General features: G+C 42.9%; 19 protein-coding genes. 6 read left to right on the plus strand and 13 right to left on the minus strand.

The annotated features are described in order from the left end of the window. The first annotated feature begins 5 nt into the window (after positions 1–5). Genes hemA through hemL form a run of 5 tightly spaced genes read left to right on the plus strand, consistent with a single transcriptional unit; the run spans position 6 to position 4,442 of the window. Complete coding sequence (gene hemA / locus HMPREF0671_RS06615; RefSeq protein WP_036898415.1) at positions 6–896, plus strand: glutamyl-tRNA reductase; 891 nt, start codon at positions 6–8, stop codon at positions 894–896. Further along, positions 893–1,552 (plus strand): hydroxymethylbilane synthase, encoded by a 660-nt coding sequence (gene hemC / locus HMPREF0671_RS06620; RefSeq protein WP_036898417.1) that lies wholly within the window; start codon positions 893–895, stop codon positions 1,550–1,552. The genes hemA and hemC overlap by 4 nt, the downstream gene beginning before the upstream one ends. Before the next feature lie 3 nt (positions 1,553–1,555). Continuing rightward, a complete protein-coding gene (locus tag HMPREF0671_RS06625) occupies positions 1,556–2,176 on the plus strand; it encodes a uroporphyrinogen-III synthase (RefSeq protein WP_036898420.1) in 621 nt (206 codons plus the stop codon). Further along, on the plus strand, positions 2,163–3,155 hold the full coding sequence (gene hemB, locus HMPREF0671_RS06630) for a porphobilinogen synthase (protein ID WP_036898423.1): 993 nt from the start codon (positions 2,163–2,165) through the stop codon (positions 3,153–3,155). Before HMPREF0671_RS06625 ends, hemB begins: the two co-directional genes overlap by 14 nt. Positions 3,156–3,164: 9 nt before the next feature. Next, positions 3,165–4,442, plus strand: coding sequence for a glutamate-1-semialdehyde 2,1-aminomutase (hemL, locus tag HMPREF0671_RS06635; protein ID WP_036898425.1), 1,278 nt, complete (start codon positions 3,165–3,167; stop codon positions 4,440–4,442). Between the two features lie 205 nt (positions 4,443–4,647). Here hemL and HMPREF0671_RS06640 read toward each other — a convergent pair whose 3' ends face one another. Continuing rightward, positions 4,648–5,391: a porin family protein gene (locus HMPREF0671_RS06640; RefSeq protein WP_036898427.1), complete on the minus strand. Its 744-nt coding sequence runs from the start codon at positions 5,389–5,391 to the stop codon at positions 4,648–4,650. 98 nt (positions 5,392–5,489) lie between these two features. Then, entirely contained in the window at positions 5,490–6,377 is an 888-nt protein-coding gene (locus HMPREF0671_RS06645) for a Fic family protein (protein WP_036898429.1), read from the minus strand. A gap of 309 nt (positions 6,378–6,686) precedes the next feature. On the opposite strand from HMPREF0671_RS06645, the gene HMPREF0671_RS06650 reads away from it, so the two are divergent. After that, the gene (locus HMPREF0671_RS06650; RefSeq protein WP_036898432.1) at positions 6,687–6,854 is read left to right on the plus strand and encodes a DUF362 domain-containing protein; all 168 of its coding nucleotides are present in this window, start codon (positions 6,687–6,689) and stop codon (positions 6,852–6,854) included. Positions 6,855–7,188: 334 nt separating this feature from the next. Here HMPREF0671_RS06650 and HMPREF0671_RS12270 read toward each other — a convergent pair whose 3' ends face one another. The 11 genes from HMPREF0671_RS12270 to HMPREF0671_RS06700 all read right to left on the minus strand — a co-directional run. Then, complete coding sequence (locus HMPREF0671_RS12270; RefSeq protein WP_198025887.1) at positions 7,189–7,329, minus strand: hypothetical protein; 141 nt, start codon at positions 7,327–7,329, stop codon at positions 7,189–7,191. A gap of 7 nt (positions 7,330–7,336) precedes the next feature. Then, on the minus strand, positions 7,337–7,585 hold the full coding sequence (locus HMPREF0671_RS11775; protein ID WP_052052903.1) for a hypothetical protein: 249 nt from the start codon (positions 7,583–7,585) through the stop codon (positions 7,337–7,339). Continuing rightward, on the minus strand, positions 7,582–8,178 hold the full coding sequence (locus tag HMPREF0671_RS06660; protein WP_036898435.1) for an HAD family phosphatase: 597 nt from the start codon (positions 8,176–8,178) through the stop codon (positions 7,582–7,584). Before HMPREF0671_RS06660 ends, HMPREF0671_RS11775 begins: the two co-directional genes overlap by 4 nt. A 6-nt stretch (positions 8,179–8,184) precedes the next feature. Beyond that, positions 8,185–8,802: a porin family protein gene (locus tag HMPREF0671_RS06665; protein ID WP_036898460.1), complete on the minus strand. Its 618-nt coding sequence runs from the start codon at positions 8,800–8,802 to the stop codon at positions 8,185–8,187. 238 nt (positions 8,803–9,040) lie between these two features. Then, positions 9,041–10,072, minus strand: coding sequence for a gliding motility protein GldN (gene gldN / locus HMPREF0671_RS06670; RefSeq protein WP_036898438.1), 1,032 nt, complete (start codon positions 10,070–10,072; stop codon positions 9,041–9,043). Between the two features lie 27 nt (positions 10,073–10,099). Continuing rightward, a complete protein-coding gene (gene gldM, locus HMPREF0671_RS06675) occupies positions 10,100–11,644 on the minus strand; it encodes a gliding motility protein GldM (protein WP_036898441.1) in 1,545 nt (514 codons plus the stop codon). 29 nt (positions 11,645–11,673) lie between these two features. After that, positions 11,674–12,420 (minus strand): gliding motility protein GldL, encoded by a 747-nt coding sequence (gldL, locus tag HMPREF0671_RS06680; RefSeq protein ID WP_036898444.1) that lies wholly within the window; start codon positions 12,418–12,420, stop codon positions 11,674–11,676. After that, positions 12,420–13,865 carry an SUMF1/EgtB/PvdO family nonheme iron enzyme gene (locus tag HMPREF0671_RS06685; RefSeq protein WP_198025888.1) on the minus strand — a complete coding sequence of 482 codons (1,446 nt, stop codon included), beginning with the start codon at positions 13,863–13,865 and terminating at the stop codon, positions 12,420–12,422. The genes gldL and HMPREF0671_RS06685 overlap by 1 nt, the downstream gene beginning before the upstream one ends. A 6-nt stretch (positions 13,866–13,871) precedes the next feature. Continuing rightward, the gene (locus HMPREF0671_RS06690) at positions 13,872–14,810 is read right to left on the minus strand and encodes a PorP/SprF family type IX secretion system membrane protein (protein ID WP_036898447.1); all 939 of its coding nucleotides are present in this window, start codon (positions 14,808–14,810) and stop codon (positions 13,872–13,874) included. A gap of 90 nt (positions 14,811–14,900) precedes the next feature. Further along, a complete protein-coding gene (locus tag HMPREF0671_RS06695; RefSeq protein WP_036898451.1) occupies positions 14,901–15,122 on the minus strand; it encodes a DUF2795 domain-containing protein in 222 nt (73 codons plus the stop codon). A gap of 147 nt (positions 15,123–15,269) precedes the next feature. After that, the coding region (locus HMPREF0671_RS06700; RefSeq protein ID WP_232223175.1) for a hypothetical protein at positions 15,270–15,746 on the minus strand (477 nt) is incomplete at its 5' end.

The raw sequence follows: 15,746 nt of genomic DNA on the forward strand, positions 1-15,746 counted from the left end.
AAATTATGATAGGATATAAATCAATCAACCATTTAAACACTTCACTCGAAGACCGCGAAGAGACTTTCAAGTTGGAGCGAAACCAAAACAATCAACCATCGGTATTCTTACAGACATGCAACCGAATGGAACTCTATTATGGTGAAGGAGAAATTCCTACAGACGTAGCCAATCACCTTTTCCGCGTGGTCAGTGGACTCGAATCGGCTATTGTTGGCGAACGTGCCGTACAAGGACAGGTGAAAGATGCCTACATCTCTGCCCGCACTCACCATAAACTCCCTGCCGAAATGCACAAACTCTTTGAATTTGCCCTGCAAGTAGGAAAGCGCGTACGTAATGAAACTGAGATTTCTCATGGTGCTGTAAGCCATAGTCTCGCAGCCATTGAGATTATCGAGGATGAGCATATCGACCTCACAGATGCTCGCATTACCATCATCGGTGTCAATAAACTGACTAGCGATATTATCAAGTTTTTGCAAAACAAGGGTACACACCTTGTCTTTCTAGGCAATCGTACCCTTGACAAAGCGCACCGCTTGGCCGACCAATTCGGCATTGAAGTGTTTGCACTTGACGATAAACGCGAGTTTCTCAAAGACACAGATATTCTTATCAGTGCCACTTCGGCAGATACTACTATCATCAATGAAGAGGATATCAACCCTAACCAACGTATGTTGGCCATCGATTTAGCCTTTCCACGCGATATAGCACCGGCCATCGGAGAAAATCCCAACGTCACTCTCTACAACTTACGAGATGTAGAAAGCAAGGTACAAAAGAATATTTCTATTCGAGAAGACGAAGTGAAAAAAGCCGAGAAGATTATCGAAGAAGAGATAGACGAACTATACGAAACCCTCGAAAGAAGAAAAGCATATATCAAATGAACAAGCTCAAAGTTGTAGCACGTGGCAGTAAACTCTCTCAACTGCAGGTAAAAGAGATCTTCAATAGATTTCCCGAAATAGACTATGACCTGATTCTAACGAAGTCGTATGGCGACCACAATATGCAGATTTCATTACTTAATGGCGCTGCACCGGACGACATGTTTACCCGCGGACTCGACCAACTGATTCTTACGGGGGAAGCAGACATAGCTATTCACTCCGCCAAAGATCTACCGGTCAATTTGAATCCGGAATTAGAAATCATTGCATTATACGAGGCTTTCGACAAAACAGATTCTCTTGTAAGTCGCAATCATCTCAAACTAAACGAACTACCTGCCGGCAGTAGTATCGGAACAAGTTCGCCATTACGCAAAGCCGGACTAACTTCTCTGCGTCCGGATTTAGAAATTGTGGGCATTCGAGGATGCATCGAAGAGCGCGTACAGCAAGTTCGGGATGGAAAAATAGACGCTGTCATCGTTGCCACCTGCGCCTTGAAGCGTCTCGGAATGGAAAACGAAATAGCCGAAATACTACCCTTCGACACCCACCCCATGCAAGGAAGATTAGCCATCACAGCTCGGAAAGGCCGCGACGATCTAAAGGAATTGTTTAGCAAAGGGAGTATTCTCGACCAAATAAACGATTAATTCATGCGTACACTCTTCACCGGAACACACAGCCAGAACCCCGATTACATCCATACCCCACTCATCGAGTTGGTGGCCTTGGATGACAGAAGTGAGCTATACGAAGCCATTCGAAGCCTCACCATATCGGATACACTGCTTTTTACGAGCCGATATGCAGTGAGGTTTTGGTATGAAGCCATGCAAGAGATACGAGCAACATGGGGTGAACAACGCATTGTTTCCATCGGCAGAGTAACCACCAAGACCTTACAAGAGTCTGGTGCAACGCACATTGAGCAAACCGAAAAAGACGTTTCTTACGGTATCATTGAGCACTTCAAAGTTTTTCCGCCACAAGGCAGAATCATTTGTCCACGCTCCGAACGAGCACTCGACATTATCCCCAAGGGACTACAAGAGCTAGGTTTTACCTTCTATCCCATTACTGCTTATCGTAATAAGATGCCTCTCCGTCCCATAAAGGTCAATCTGGAAGAGATAGATAGCATCATCTTTACATCACCCAGTACCATCGACCATTTCATACAACTCTACGGAAGCTTGCCCCCTGACAAGATTTATATCACCCGCGGAGCCATTACAGAACAATATTTAAACCAAAGAAGATATGAAAAGATTTAGAATTTACCGCAAAGACCAAGCCACACGCGACAAATATGCCGACGTAGAAGTGAAAGCAGAAGATTTCATCTATCCTTATTTCGTTGTCGAAGGAGAGAATATCAAGGAAGAGATTTCCACCATGCCGGGTGTCTATCGCTTCTCTATCGATACCCTCATTGAGGATATTAAAGAGGTGAAAGCACTAGGTATTGACAAGGTTTTGCTCTTCGGTGTCATCGAAGATAAGTTGAAAGACGAGCGTGGTAGTTTGGCTTATGCCGACGACGCCCTTGTCTGTCGTGCCACTACAGCCATCAAAAAGAATGTTACCGGCGTCATGGTTATCACCGATGTATGTCTCTGCGAATATACAAGTCATGGACATTGTGGACTTCTCCACGACCACAATGTAGAGAACGATTCTACCTTACCACTATTAGCTCAAATGGCTTACGTACATGCCAAAGCCGGTGCCGACTTCGTTGCTCCATCGTCTATGATGGACGGACAAATTGAAGCGCTGCGCAAGAAGCTGGATGAAACAGGATTGAACAAGACTTGTCGTATATTGGCTTATTCCGCTAAATATGCGTCAGCATTCTATGGTCCGTTCCGCGATGCAGCCGACTCAGCTCCTTCTTTCGGCGACCGTAAGTCATACCAGATGGATTATCGCACTCACGACCAAGGTTTAGAAGAAATTGCTGCAGACATTGAGGAAGGTGCCGACTGGACAATGGTAAAGCCCGCTATGCCTTATCTCGACATGATTGCACGTGGTGTTGAGCGTTTCCCGAATATTCCGATGGTTGCTTATCAGGTGAGTGGAGAGTATAGTATGCTCAAGGCAGCTGCCAAACTTAACTATCTTGACGAGCCACGTGTTGTATTTGAAAGCCTCATTGCCATCAAACGCGCTGGTGCCAAGTACATCATTTCATACTATGCCAAAGAGTTTATGGAAAAATGGAACGATCGTTTTGAAATTAAAAGATAAGGAGACAGCATGAACGAAAGAATTAAATCGGCTGCAGCCTTTCAACAAGCATTGCAGGTTATACCCGGAGGAGTAAACAGTCCCGTACGCGCTTTGAAAGCCGTAGGGACAACTCCCCTCTTCGTCAAAGAAGCACAAGGAACTTACATCACCGACATTGACGATAATCGTTTCATTGACTTCTGCATGTCGTGGGGTGTATTCATCCTCGGTCATAACAACCCTACCGTCAGTCAGAAAGCTGCCGAGGCCGTCATGCGTGGCAGTAGTTATGGTATTCCGACACTGGCAGAGACCACATTGGCTACGAAAGTACGCGAAGCATTCCCCTCTATGGAGCGCCTCCGTTTCGTTAACAGTGGTACAGAAGCTACTATGTCGGCTATTCGCGTAGCCCGTGGCTTCACCGGTCGCGATGTTTTAGTTAAGTTCGAGGGATGTTACCATGGCCATGCCGACCATCTATTGGTGTCTGCCGGCTCGGCCGTTGCCAACATTAGCAATGCTTCATCGGCTGGTGTTCCCGATGGTTTTACCAAGTACACAGTTGTATTGCCTTATAATGATACTGAGGCTTTGGAGCAATACTTTGCAGAAAATGGCGACAAGGTAGCTGCGTTGATCATCGAACCCGTAGCTTGTAACATGGGCGTCGTACCTCCAACACGTGAATTTATCGAAGCTACTCGCCGTGTCACTGAGCAACATGGCGCCATACTCATCTTCGACGAAGTGATTACCGGATTCCGTCTTGCCTTCGGCGGTGCCCAACAACGTTTCGGTATCAAGCCCGATATGACGACTGTCGGCAAGATTGTCGGTGGCGGATTCCCTTGTGCTGCCTTTGGTGGTCGAGCCGATATCATGAAGGTTCTAGCCCCCGATGGCCCCGTTTACCAAGCCGGAACATTGAGTGGCAACCCTGTAGCTATGGCAGCTGGCATTGAAACCATCACCCAACTGTCAGCTCCTGGATTCCACGAGGAACTAGAAAAACGAAGCAATGAATTCTGTACTCGTCTAGAGAAGATTATCGAAGGCAAGGACATTTACCTAAATCATGTGGGTAGTATGTTCACCCTCTTCTTCAATACGAAGAATCCACAGAACTTCAAAGATACTAAACAGAGCGACCAAGTACGCTTTGCACGCTACTTTAATCGTATGTTGGAACGTAGCATCTATGTGAGCCCTTCACAATTTGAAGGCAATTTTATCTCACAATGCCACACTCCGGAAATCCTCGACTACGTATTGAAGTCGATAGAAGAAAGCATTAATGAGTAAAGAGTGGAGAAATTAATCGGGAGTTATTCGCGGAGATAACGGACAAATGTTCATTATCTTTAAGGCAATCACAATGAATTCCTCACTTCTAACTTCCATTTACTTCCAATAAAAAAGGACCATAAGCAATTATGGTCCTTTTTATTTTATCCTAAGGATTCAACTACTCATTAGTCATTCTTCATTCCTAATTCGATATAACTCCTCACTCAAAATAGAACGTCAGTACTATCATTTTACTATGTGCTTTATTTACTGAAATCGTGTAAGGCAACATATTCTTATCCTTGAGTTCGCTAGCATGATTCTTATCCAAACTGTTTGTCAGACTATAGAGGAACTTGAGTTCCGGACGTAGCTTAAAGAAAGGCAGATAAAAGTCACATCCCAAACCAACTTCGGCAAACACTTCTGTGTTCTTTAGCTTTAAATAGTCTTGCTCTTTGCGACTCAGATTCAACATTGGTGTCAATCCCACCATCAAATAAGGTCGATGATTTCCCGAACGAGGGGCAGCAAAAATCAAGTCAAAAGCTGTAGAGAAATATGCGGTCTTTAATTCCTGCTGTTGTTCAGTAGGTTGTCCAGCAGCATCTAAAACCTTAAAATGATGAAAAGTAATATGATGAGAACCAAAATACATGGCAGGAGCTACACGAAACTGGAAGTGTTCGCTCAACCTTAATTCCCCCAAAACTCCAACAGTAAAGCCGGCATCCCACCTATCTTGATCGCAAGTAATCAAGGCATCTACCGTTGTTCCATCTTCCTGAATAATCGTTTGTGGTCCAACATTTGTCAACTCCAAATCTTGTAAATGCGTACCTACCAACACACCAAAGTGGAATGGTCGCAGGTCTGTATACGGACGATTCTCCACCACCCGCTGAGCACAGACCTGTTGTAAGCCCATCCACCCTATTAATATATAGAGACAAATTCTTTTCATATCTTTCTACAAAACGATATACCTATTGAATTATTGTGGCAACACACAGTACTCAACACTATCACACGAGGTAGCAATATGAATTTTATGCCGTTTCTTCAATATTTTATTCTAAAATAATCGAGTATAGATTTATAATTATCTTGTGCCGAAAGACATGTATCCAACAAATATCCACGTATTGTTGTCCAGTGATGCAACCCTCTATAATAGAACATCTTGAGTTCATCGGTAATGATGAAAGGAACGATGGAAGAAGCCAAACACTCTTTAAACATGATAAGTCTGCCTACACGTCCATTACCATCCTGAAAAGGATGAATCATTTCAAAACGTTGGTGGAAATCGATTATCTCCTCTATAGTATGAATTGTCTGTTTGTTATATTCGCCTAAGAGAGCTTTCATCTGGTTATGAACCTCTTCTGGTGGACAGGTTTCCATACCACCTACTTCGTTTGGCAGTTGCTTATAATCGCCCACATTAAACCATTCCTTTCGGCTATCTGTAGTTTGCCCCTTTAGTTGTCCATGCAAAAGTTTAATAAAATGTTCTGAAAGTTTATCATTGGCATGGTCAATTATCATGTCTATACAATGAAAATGATTGACAGTTTCTAGAATATCATCAACACGCACACTACTTTCTGTTATACCGATAGTACTGGTTTCAAAGATATAGCGTGTTTGTTCATGGGTCAACCTACTTCCCTCTATATAATTGGAATTATAGGTTAAATCTATCTGAGTACGATGATAAATTCCACCTTTCATTCCAATATGCTTTTGCTCCCTTAATACTTCCAAAAGCATATTCGCCTGTTTACGCGCGTTTTTCCTTTTAGGCAAGGCAGCATCTGCCGGCACATTCCAACTCTTTCCCGTCAGAAATGCACCCGGGATCTTGCCCCCGGCACAATAATTACGCACTGTTCGTTCGGCTATCCCGTGTGTCTCTGCAAATGCTTTAACAGATATATACTCCATATCTTTTCTCCTTTATCGGCATGATTATGCCCTTAATTCGGCAATAAAGTTAGTATTTTATGCCGACACAGGCAAGAAAATGCTTATAAATATGGTTTTTACTCGCTCACAAATAATACCAAAACCTCATAAGCTAACAAACTCACAGGCTCAAAATCCAATTAAGACTTCGTTTAAATAAGCAAAAAAGTGAATACCTATTTATAGGTATATCAAAATTAAATACTACCTTTGCGAAAACAAAATATAGGTATCCTATTACATATAGATAGTATACAAAAACATTATTAAATATAAAAACAAAACATTATGGCTTACGTAATTGGAAACGACTGCATTGCTTGCGGTACATGTATTGACGAATGTCCGGTAGGAGCTATCTCTGAAGGCGATATCTACAAAATCGACGCTGATGCTTGCACAGAGTGCGGTACATGCGCTAGCGTTTGCCCTAACGAAGCTATCACACTTCCATAAGGCACACAGTCTTAACGATTAAAGATGTAAATAGTGGCTTTCTTCTATATGAAGAAAGTCGCTATTTGTTTTGTATCTAGTCGACAAGAGTTTTCATTCAACAATCAAGAGACACAAAAACTCTAAAAACTTACAATGTTGCAGGGCTTAATCAGTATTACTGCCTAACCCTTTCTGCATCGCTGCAAAGCCGAGACAGATACTTTGCCACGCCTCGGCAGTAACCTCTAGCTGCCCCTCTTTCAAAGAAAAAAGCCATCAATAGAACATCATCAAGCTCTTCCCGTATTGATATTCAAGTATAAAGATTTGGCAATGTTCCCACTCCAACACCTTATTTCAACTCATAGCTCACATAAGCGAACTTCTCTGAATCGGGCGACCAAGAGTTGACGTTGATAGTACCTTGCCCTCCAAACAGCTCCACTATTGTTCGGTCGTTCTTACCATCACTCTGCATAAGACGCAAAACCACATTGAAATTAGGCAAATGCCGACACTCTATAAAGCCGGCCATGAGAATTATAGCCTATCCACTTACCATCCGGACTCCAATTAGGCATCTCTATACGGTAAGGAAATTCATGAATCACGCGATGGGTACCGGTCTTTATGTCAAAAACCTCTAGCCGACTAAGTACCTCGTCTTGCGTTCGCTGTTCTTGCAGCGACTGGGCTCTCACTGCAAATGTAGTCAATATACCAGCCAAAACAAATAAAGATTTAATCATATCAGATTATTAATTTCTTTCTTCAAATCGTCCAATCCACGGAACAGGATGCCCTGCATACCGACGGCACGAGCCCCTTCTACATTTTCAAGCACGTCATCGATAAACACGCACTCATCGGCTTTAAGCTGATAGCGCGTCAACAAAAGTTGATAAATTTCAGGAAATGGCTTGATGACTCCCTCACGACCGGAGATAACCATCCCCTCTAATTCTTGGAACACAGAGAACTCGTGCTCTACAATGTCGAAGGTCTCCTTCACCCAATTAGACAAGCCATATACATGGTAGCCTTCATGCTTCAATTGCTTGACATAGTCTTCCATGCCCGGAATCAATCCGCTAATCATCTCACGCCAACGATTCCGATAAGTGTAGATAGCATCAGCCCAATCAGGATACTGTGCAGCCAACTCTTCTACTCCCTTATCAAAGGTCTTACCTGCATCCATCTGGCGAATCCAAGTGTGTGTACAGATATTCGACAAGAACCAATCGGCCTTATCATTACTCCCTAAATACGAATCGAAGAGGTAATGAGGATTCCAATCCACCAATACCCCTCCGAAATCAAATACGATATTCTTAATCATGTTGATTTAGAAATAGTACGCCAAACCAACCTGCCAAGAATTGTAACGTCCCTTAGATGTATTGCTGAGAGCCTTTCCGGCTGCATCCAACACGTTGATATCTCCGCTCTTTCCACATACAATATTGTATTTGAAACCAACTTCTAGGTGCTTCAACAACTCTACACCGGCACCAAGATTAATACTAAAACTAGATTTCTTCATCTGAAAAGTGTTCTGGTAAGCCTTGCTGTCTGCCCACTTAAACTCATCGTCGCCAACATTAAAACCAAACTGTGGACCAGCTGAGAAATAAAGACCTGCCAAATTACCCAAACCAATATTATAACGCAAATTGACCGGGATATTAATAGACTGCTTTTTAACCTTCTCACCATTCAACTCAGCTGAGCGCTGATCGTAGAAAGTAGCAGCATCAATTCCTAACCCTACAAGGGGCAGTGTAAACTTGACTGTGGGACCAACATAGAAGCCGGCTTGGTTGGAAGACTGAACAACGTCTTTGCTAAACGACATAGAGGTGACATTGAGACCGCCGGCCAAACCAAATTTTACCTGTGCTTGCGCATTGGTAGAAAAAAGCATTGCTATGGTCAACATAGCTGTAGATAATAATTTCTTCATAGGATAATTCTTCTTTTTTAATGAATAATACATGATTTTCTTCTCTCTCACAATTACAAAAATAGCTATTTTCCGATAACGAGCCACATATTTAGCATTATTTTGTAGACAAACAAAAAGGAGTTAAACGAAATGTATGGCTACATTTTATTTAACTCCCATCAACTTTTTCTATCATATAGAGATAAATAGTATTTGCCCCTACTCCTCTACAGAGAAGGCAGAGAAGCGACTATCTCTAGTGTCTTTCTCGTCTGACGGTAACCGTAGCCGAGCCGGAGGACGCCTTACTGACACCACGTGCACGTCGATTGGTACGTACCGTCGTGGTACGAGTACGCCGATTAGACTTCTTAGCAACTTTTATCTGCTTTTGGTCTAGCTTGGCAATACTGTCTAACGAGTCTTTACGTGTTTGGTCACCCCACATACGATGCTCAAAACTTGCTATTTCACGTTCAATACGTTTCTGTTCTTTACTCATGGCACTATCTGTAGGACAGTACTGCGCCAATGTCTGACCGAGCATATTATTGGTCTTATAAATCTTACCACGATACTGATTCATAGTAAAGAAATCATCTATACTCATCGTTGCGGCATTGTTGACGTCGCTCGCCATCATCATCTGCTTGCTGAGGAACGGAGCTAAGTCATCATATTTCACCCAAAATAGTGGATACTTAGATGGAGTGAAACTGAAATCGTCGTCGCCCAACATGACAGGACATAGTGCCAAAACTTTGGTATGAAAAGTGGCTGTAGTTTGGTCGTAGTAAGAAGCTTCCTTGATATAATAAGCCTTTACCTCGCGAGAGGGAATATCGCTATCGTCGATATGCACACCGCGGTCGGTACGCTCATAATAGATATGATAATTGTCTAAGAAAGCCTTTCGATTCACCACAGCGGTATCATTGAACACTTCGTTACCATCCAGTCGATATTCATAAGCACGAATATTACCGGTCATGAACAACTTGAAGATATAGGTAAAAAGGTTCATCTGACCACCGGAGGGCTCTACTGGATAATAAAGACCACCATTAGCAGGATGGGTAAGATCGAGTTCGCGGTAAACATCGCGACGCCAAACAACATCCTCATGAGGTCCTACCGAAGTTGGAAAAGAGATTTGGGAACGCAAGGTGGGACTTTCGGACTTCTTCTTGGCTTGTTCCTGTTGCTGTGCTCGCCGTTTAGGCGACTGAGCTTCGACTGTCTGCAATGTAAAAAGAAGACATCCCAATATCAATAAATATCTTATCATATCGTCTTATATTTTATTTCAAAAAGATTATCGAACTATAATTTCCATGCTTGCCGGCAATCGACGCACGATACCATCGGGACCTACAGCCGTGACACGGTTGATGTAGAATCGACGATTGCGTGAAAGTTTACGGAATGTATCGCGCTGACGAGCAGAGAACGAAGCTCCCTCAGAGGCCATCGGCACGGCGTTACCCATATTATCATAGAACACAGTCTCGAAACTTTGTACACGAAAGGGCACATCAAGGATTCCATCGTCTATGGCAGCACTCACATTATCCAAAGCTATAAGGGCAGCCTTAGAGAGTGCACCACCACGGAAACGGTCGGAACCGATCTGTAAATAAGCAGCCGGATCGGGCAATTTACGAACTTGGAATGTAAAGCTACCCATCTGTCGAGAGCGTCCATTTTGCGTGGCAGATACCTGAATAGTGACCTTTTGTCCTATGGTCGTGGGGCGAGCTATATAACGCCCCATGCCTATCGAACGAAATCCACCACCCGACATGGAAGCTGAAACAGCATTCAATGGCACACCGGGAATACTGATGCTGATGGGATTATCATAGCCGGCATAGAGCACATTCATCAAGTCGGCCGACACGGTAGCACTCGGTCCTACGACTGTATATTTCTGTAAGAAGTTTCTACGGATAACATCACCACGTCCATTGCGCATTGCAATATAACCTGAGAAACTATGTTCGCCTACTCCACCGGCCGTAAATCGGTAAGTGTTCCCGGATATACGCTGTCCACCAACATAGATTTCAGGTTGTTGTAAAGTATCTACGGCAGCCATTACAATACGAGCGGAGAACATATCTCCACTGATAACGGTCTTGGATTCGGGAACAACGTATGCCTCAAGTTTGTTTACCCGGAAGTCTTTGAGGTCTACATTAGAGATTAATGTATGCAACACTTCGCCCTCGGCATAGCGCACATCGTTCTGTAACTTAGACAGGAGAGTGACGGCTGCAGCCACTGGCATATTCTCGAACATATACTCTTGCCAATTTTTCCCCATCGCATAAGCCTTTCGAGGTAAAGCAGTTGAGAGATTGCTGGCAATGAGCTGACGCTGAACAGAATCGGAGACGAGCTTCAAAATGCGCCCACGGTAAACGTTGATAGAATTGAAAAGCTGTTTCCCACGGCCAGTACCGGGCGATAACATCACCAAGCTAGCGGCCTCTAAATCTTCTTTATTCTCTATATTCCGCAAATCGGCATCCTTCCCATCGGCCTCGCGTACGATGGCTTCCTTCAACTCTTGAGCAAAATTATAAAGCGAGTCGCTCATCTCTCTTACCTGCGTAGCCTTGGCAAACCATGCCTGCAACTTCTCAGGATTATTCTTGGCTTGATTGGCAAAGTCTTCATACAATGCCGTATTCTCCTTGGTGGAATTGCGAGTGGTGCGGTCTAGGCTTTCTTCTACAATGGAAAAACCATTCAGCACTTCGGTAGACACATTTAAAGCCAGCAAAGCCATCAACACCACATACATGAGGTTGATCATCTTTTGACGTGGAGATACCGGTCTTTTCTTAATTGCCATTTCTATAATTAGACTAAGAAGATTGATAACTAGAGCGTTTGACCGCTGGAGATGGAGCCCGGAGCTGCGGCACGCATGTTCACGGTCATGGCCTCTATCATACGAGTATAAATCTTGTTGAGCTGTTCGATGTGCTGAGCCATCAATCTGCTTTGCTCGTTGATTTGGTCAATAGTTCCTATTTGTTGGCTGGCACTCTTCAATTGCATCTCATATACTTTAGCAATTCCGGTAAGCGTACGATTGAGATTCTCCATCTCTTCGCTGTCACGAGTGAGTCGAGTACTTTGTTCACCAACCTTACTTAACACCTCTGTCAATTTCTTCAACTCGTCTACATAGTTACTTTGAGCTATTTCTAGTTCCGGATTTGCAGCTACCGTCTGAACCACAGGAGCAACAACTGCCGATTCGACAACAGGCGCGACAGTCGGTTGAGGGGTATAAGTAGGAGACTGGGTAGGCGACTGAGTATCCTCTGCCGTTACAATACCCTCCAAATATTCCTCTGTCACATGCACAGGTATGTCTCTACCATCGGCCGTTTTATCAAATGGACGATCGAAAGCGGAAAGGAAGAAGACGAAGACCTCGGTTCCCATACCGAGAAACAACATGAGATTGGCACCGGGTAAATGAGTCAACTTAAATAAAGTTCCCAAAATCACAATAGCAGCTCCCCAACTATAAGCATAGTTCAAGAACGTCTGGCCAGGCACGCTATCCATCCACTTCTGCAGACGATAGATGATATTGAATTTACTATAATGTGACATTATCTTTTACTCTTTTTAGTCGTTGAATTGGCAAGGCTGCGTACACAGCGGAATCCGATATACGAACGTGGATGATTCTGATACTCCCAAGTGCGCCATGCACTGCGGATAAAACTCTCCGGATCTTTCCACGAGCCACCTCTCACACTCTTTTTCTTCAAGCGATAGGGATCTTCAGGAGCTGCATTATAAGACAATTGAGGATTGAGGTCGTTCATAGCATCGACACCAGACTCAGTATATACGGTGCTGGTCCACTCGGCTACATTACCTGCCATATCGTAGAGTCCATTGCTATTTGAGCCATAAGCTCTCACTTTACTTGTTATGAGGTTGCCATCTTCGGTATAATTTCCCCTATCCGGTTTGAAGTTTGCATAGAAACATCCCTTTCCATTCTTCATATCCTGATTGTCCCAAGGGAATTCATTACCCTCTTTGCCACGTGCAGCATATTCCCATTCGGCTTCTGTAGGCAAGCGATAACGCTGTATATAGCGAGCTTCACCGCCTATACCTTTCAACAAATAATCGGTACGCCAAGCACAAAAGGCATTGGCTTGTTCCCATGTAACACCTACTACTGGATAGTCGTTATATGCAGGATTGCTGAAATAATAGCGTAAATACATCTCATTATCAGAGTTCTTGAAATCATTTACCCAGCAAGTGGTATCGGGATAGATGTTCACTATATAGGTATTCAGGAAGTCCCAATCATTGGTACGTGGGCGGTCAATGGTACGAGAGATGATATTCCCTTCATCATCCACATAAGCGGTATCCTTGGAAATCATGACCACTTCATTAGGATTGATGTCTACATCGGTATTATAATTGCGCTCTTGCGGACGAATCCTATTACGACGCAAGGCCGCTGTTGTATAATCGTAAATCTCATAACGATAGTTCATCTGACGCCAATCGAGCAATTTCTCACCTGTCACAAGATTTGTGGTGTACATACTTTCGATAGCTCGTTGCTCATCCTCATTCGGTTTACGAGGCAGCGGCTTCTTCCAATTGACACGTGGAGTGATGGGATTGCCATCCTTATCCTCTGTAATCATATAGCTTTCGTCGCCGGCATAAGCAGGATCAGCCAAACGTGTGCGAAGGATACTATCGCGTACCCACATCACAAACTGCTTATATTCAGAATTGGTAACTTCGGTCTCATCCATCCAGAAGCCATCAACAGAAATATCTTTCACTGGTGTTTGTTTCCCCCACAGACTGTCTTGCTTATCTATTCCCATGTGAAGGAAGCCTCTTTCCACTTTCACCATACCATAAGGGGTAGGTTCGTTGAAGGCACGTCCGCCTACTCCAACCACTTCTCCGCCTCTGCCTCCCGACGACATACTCTTTCCACTGAAACATCCGGTGGCTGTCAATGCTGTTATCGCAATGCAAAAGGGGATGGTTATATTCTTCATTTTCATATCTACTTATAAGATTCTTACGCTTTGATGTTTATTCTTACCTTTCTTAACAAGATTGATGTCTATTTGATAACCCACGAAAAGTTCGTGACTACCATTTCCGAGCTGAATGGCCGATGTATAAAGTTCGTAACTATATCCCACCACAAAGCCATGGAAAGTGCCACCCAGTAGGAATGTTACAGAGTTTGTTGGACTATAAGATAGACCACCATACATCATCTTTTCATGATTCGTATAAACCAACCGACTTGAAACATCGCCTCGATAAGCTGTTCCATCTGTACGCATCAAGCCCGATAACTTCATCATTAGAAACGGATTCCTGAATTGAATATTGTATCCAGCTGTCAAATAAAAGGTTGGATCTATCTTTAATTCATTTGTCGTTCCTAGATTGATGGTTGCCGCATTAAGATGCAAAACGGATATTCCGGCGTACCAAATTCCATGTTCATAGTACGCACCCGTTCCTATGTCTAGTCCATTGCCATTCACATCAGTCTTTGCGAAAGCAGGATCATTAGTGTCTTCAATATCTAGTTTACTCCCTTCAAACTTCTCACTTAGCATACCAACTTGTGCACCGATAGCCAAATTTCCTCCAAATAGATGATGTCGATAGGCATACTGAAGCCCTAATCTTTGATGGGTAAACAGACCTAGTTGGTCGCTCATAAACTGAATACCGGCTCCATGATAATTACGTGCCCAATAAAAAGGAATATCGGCGGCAGCATATAATGTACGTGGATTATGTTCATAGCCAACCATATTAAGTGCATAAGTAGCTGTAATATTTAGCTTAGATTGTTTACCTACTGCTGCTGAGTTGAACGATGGCTCCATATCAAAATAGTGACTGAATGACACATCATACTGTGCCATGCCCCATTGAGTCATGGAAAGAAAAGTAAATAATATGATGTAGAACCGTTTTTGCACGATTCTATAACGCAGATACCTTATTATTATTGTAAGAATAAAACTAAAAAGGCCGACTGATTAAACTCAGTCGACCTTATCTACAGTCAGTTAATATTCATCATCATTCCACAAGAAGTCGTCCTTGGAAGGATAATCAGGCCAAAGGTCTTCTATGCTTTCATAGACGTCACCTTCATCCTCAATCTCCTGCAAGTTCTCTAATACCTCTAGTGGCGCACCGGAACGAATCGCATAATCAATCAATTCGTCTTTTGTTGCTGGCCAAGGTGCATCCTCCAACTTGGAAGCTAATTCAAGTGTCCAATACATATTATTTGCGTTTTTATCGTTAACAATTTTGCGTGCAAAAATAGCAATTTTCTTCTTATTCCCAAGTGTTTTATATATTATTTTACATATGAGTTACAATAAAGTATAAATTTAAACTTTATTGTAGAACAGGCAAGCATGCTTATGTCAATAATTCACCTTATATACTCGTTTATAATAAGTCTGATTGAAGAAAAGAATACCACAATCATACAAATCAAAAGCACCCCCTCGATGTGTTCCCTCTAATAATTTTAACCATAGATACTTCATTTCTGATTTCTTTTGAATACCATCTATAAATAATACCGTACTTATATCTAAATGTTCCAAAAGTTCTTCATATGTAGGGATTTCCTCCCCCAATAGACCTACATAGGTTAAATTCTTCTCACAGCAATATTCATTCAAACGAGATAATAACTTCTCTTTGCGCAGACTTCTATTGGAACATAGCCATAAAACAGGCCAAGTTCCATTCGATTTAGGAGCTACCACTCGACGAAGAAAGCGATAAGCGAAAGGTGATTGCACACCAAACCCACGTGTTCGAGGTATCCTCATCAAACAGTGATAGCACAGATGTAATTTATCCCATATAGACTTCATACACTTACATAAACT

It is taken from the genome of Prevotella sp. S7 MS 2, assembly GCF_000762865.1.
GTDB lineage: Bacteria > Bacteroidota > Bacteroidia > Bacteroidales > Bacteroidaceae > Prevotella.

Bases quoted from the DNA above. Each gene is read 5' to 3' on its own strand.
- hemA (WP_036898415.1), top strand. From the start codon at position 6: ATGATAGGATATAAATCAATCAACCATTTAAACACTTCACTCGAAGAC.
- hemC (WP_036898417.1), top strand. From the start codon at position 893: ATGAACAAGCTCAAAGTTGTAGCACGTGGCAGTAAACTCTCTCAACTG.
- HMPREF0671_RS06625 (WP_036898420.1), top strand. From the start codon at position 1,556: ATGCGTACACTCTTCACCGGAACACACAGCCAGAACCCCGATTACATC.
- hemB (WP_036898423.1), top strand. From the start codon at position 2,163: ATGAAAAGATTTAGAATTTACCGCAAAGACCAAGCCACACGCGACAAA.
- hemL (WP_036898425.1), top strand. From the start codon at position 3,165: ATGAACGAAAGAATTAAATCGGCTGCAGCCTTTCAACAAGCATTGCAG.
- HMPREF0671_RS06640 (WP_036898427.1), bottom strand. From the start codon at position 5,391: ATGAAAAGAATTTGTCTCTATATATTAATAGGGTGGATGGGCTTACAA.
- HMPREF0671_RS06645 (WP_036898429.1), bottom strand. From the start codon at position 6,377: ATGGAGTATATATCTGTTAAAGCATTTGCAGAGACACACGGGATAGCC.
- HMPREF0671_RS06650 (WP_036898432.1), top strand. From the start codon at position 6,687: ATGGCTTACGTAATTGGAAACGACTGCATTGCTTGCGGTACATGTATT.
- HMPREF0671_RS11775 (WP_052052903.1), bottom strand. From the start codon at position 7,585: ATGATTAAATCTTTATTTGTTTTGGCTGGTATATTGACTACATTTGCA.
- HMPREF0671_RS06660 (WP_036898435.1), bottom strand. From the start codon at position 8,178: ATGATTAAGAATATCGTATTTGATTTCGGAGGGGTATTGGTGGATTGG.
- HMPREF0671_RS06665 (WP_036898460.1), bottom strand. From the start codon at position 8,802: ATGAAGAAATTATTATCTACAGCTATGTTGACCATAGCAATGCTTTTT.
- gldN (WP_036898438.1), bottom strand. From the start codon at position 10,072: ATGATAAGATATTTATTGATATTGGGATGTCTTCTTTTTACATTGCAG.
- gldM (WP_036898441.1), bottom strand. From the start codon at position 11,644: ATGGCAATTAAGAAAAGACCGGTATCTCCACGTCAAAAGATGATCAAC.
- gldL (WP_036898444.1), bottom strand. From the start codon at position 12,420: ATGTCACATTATAGTAAATTCAATATCATCTATCGTCTGCAGAAGTGG.
- HMPREF0671_RS06685 (WP_198025888.1), bottom strand. From the start codon at position 13,865: ATGAAAATGAAGAATATAACCATCCCCTTTTGCATTGCGATAACAGCA.
- HMPREF0671_RS06695 (WP_036898451.1), bottom strand. From the start codon at position 15,122: ATGTATTGGACACTTGAATTAGCTTCCAAGTTGGAGGATGCACCTTGG.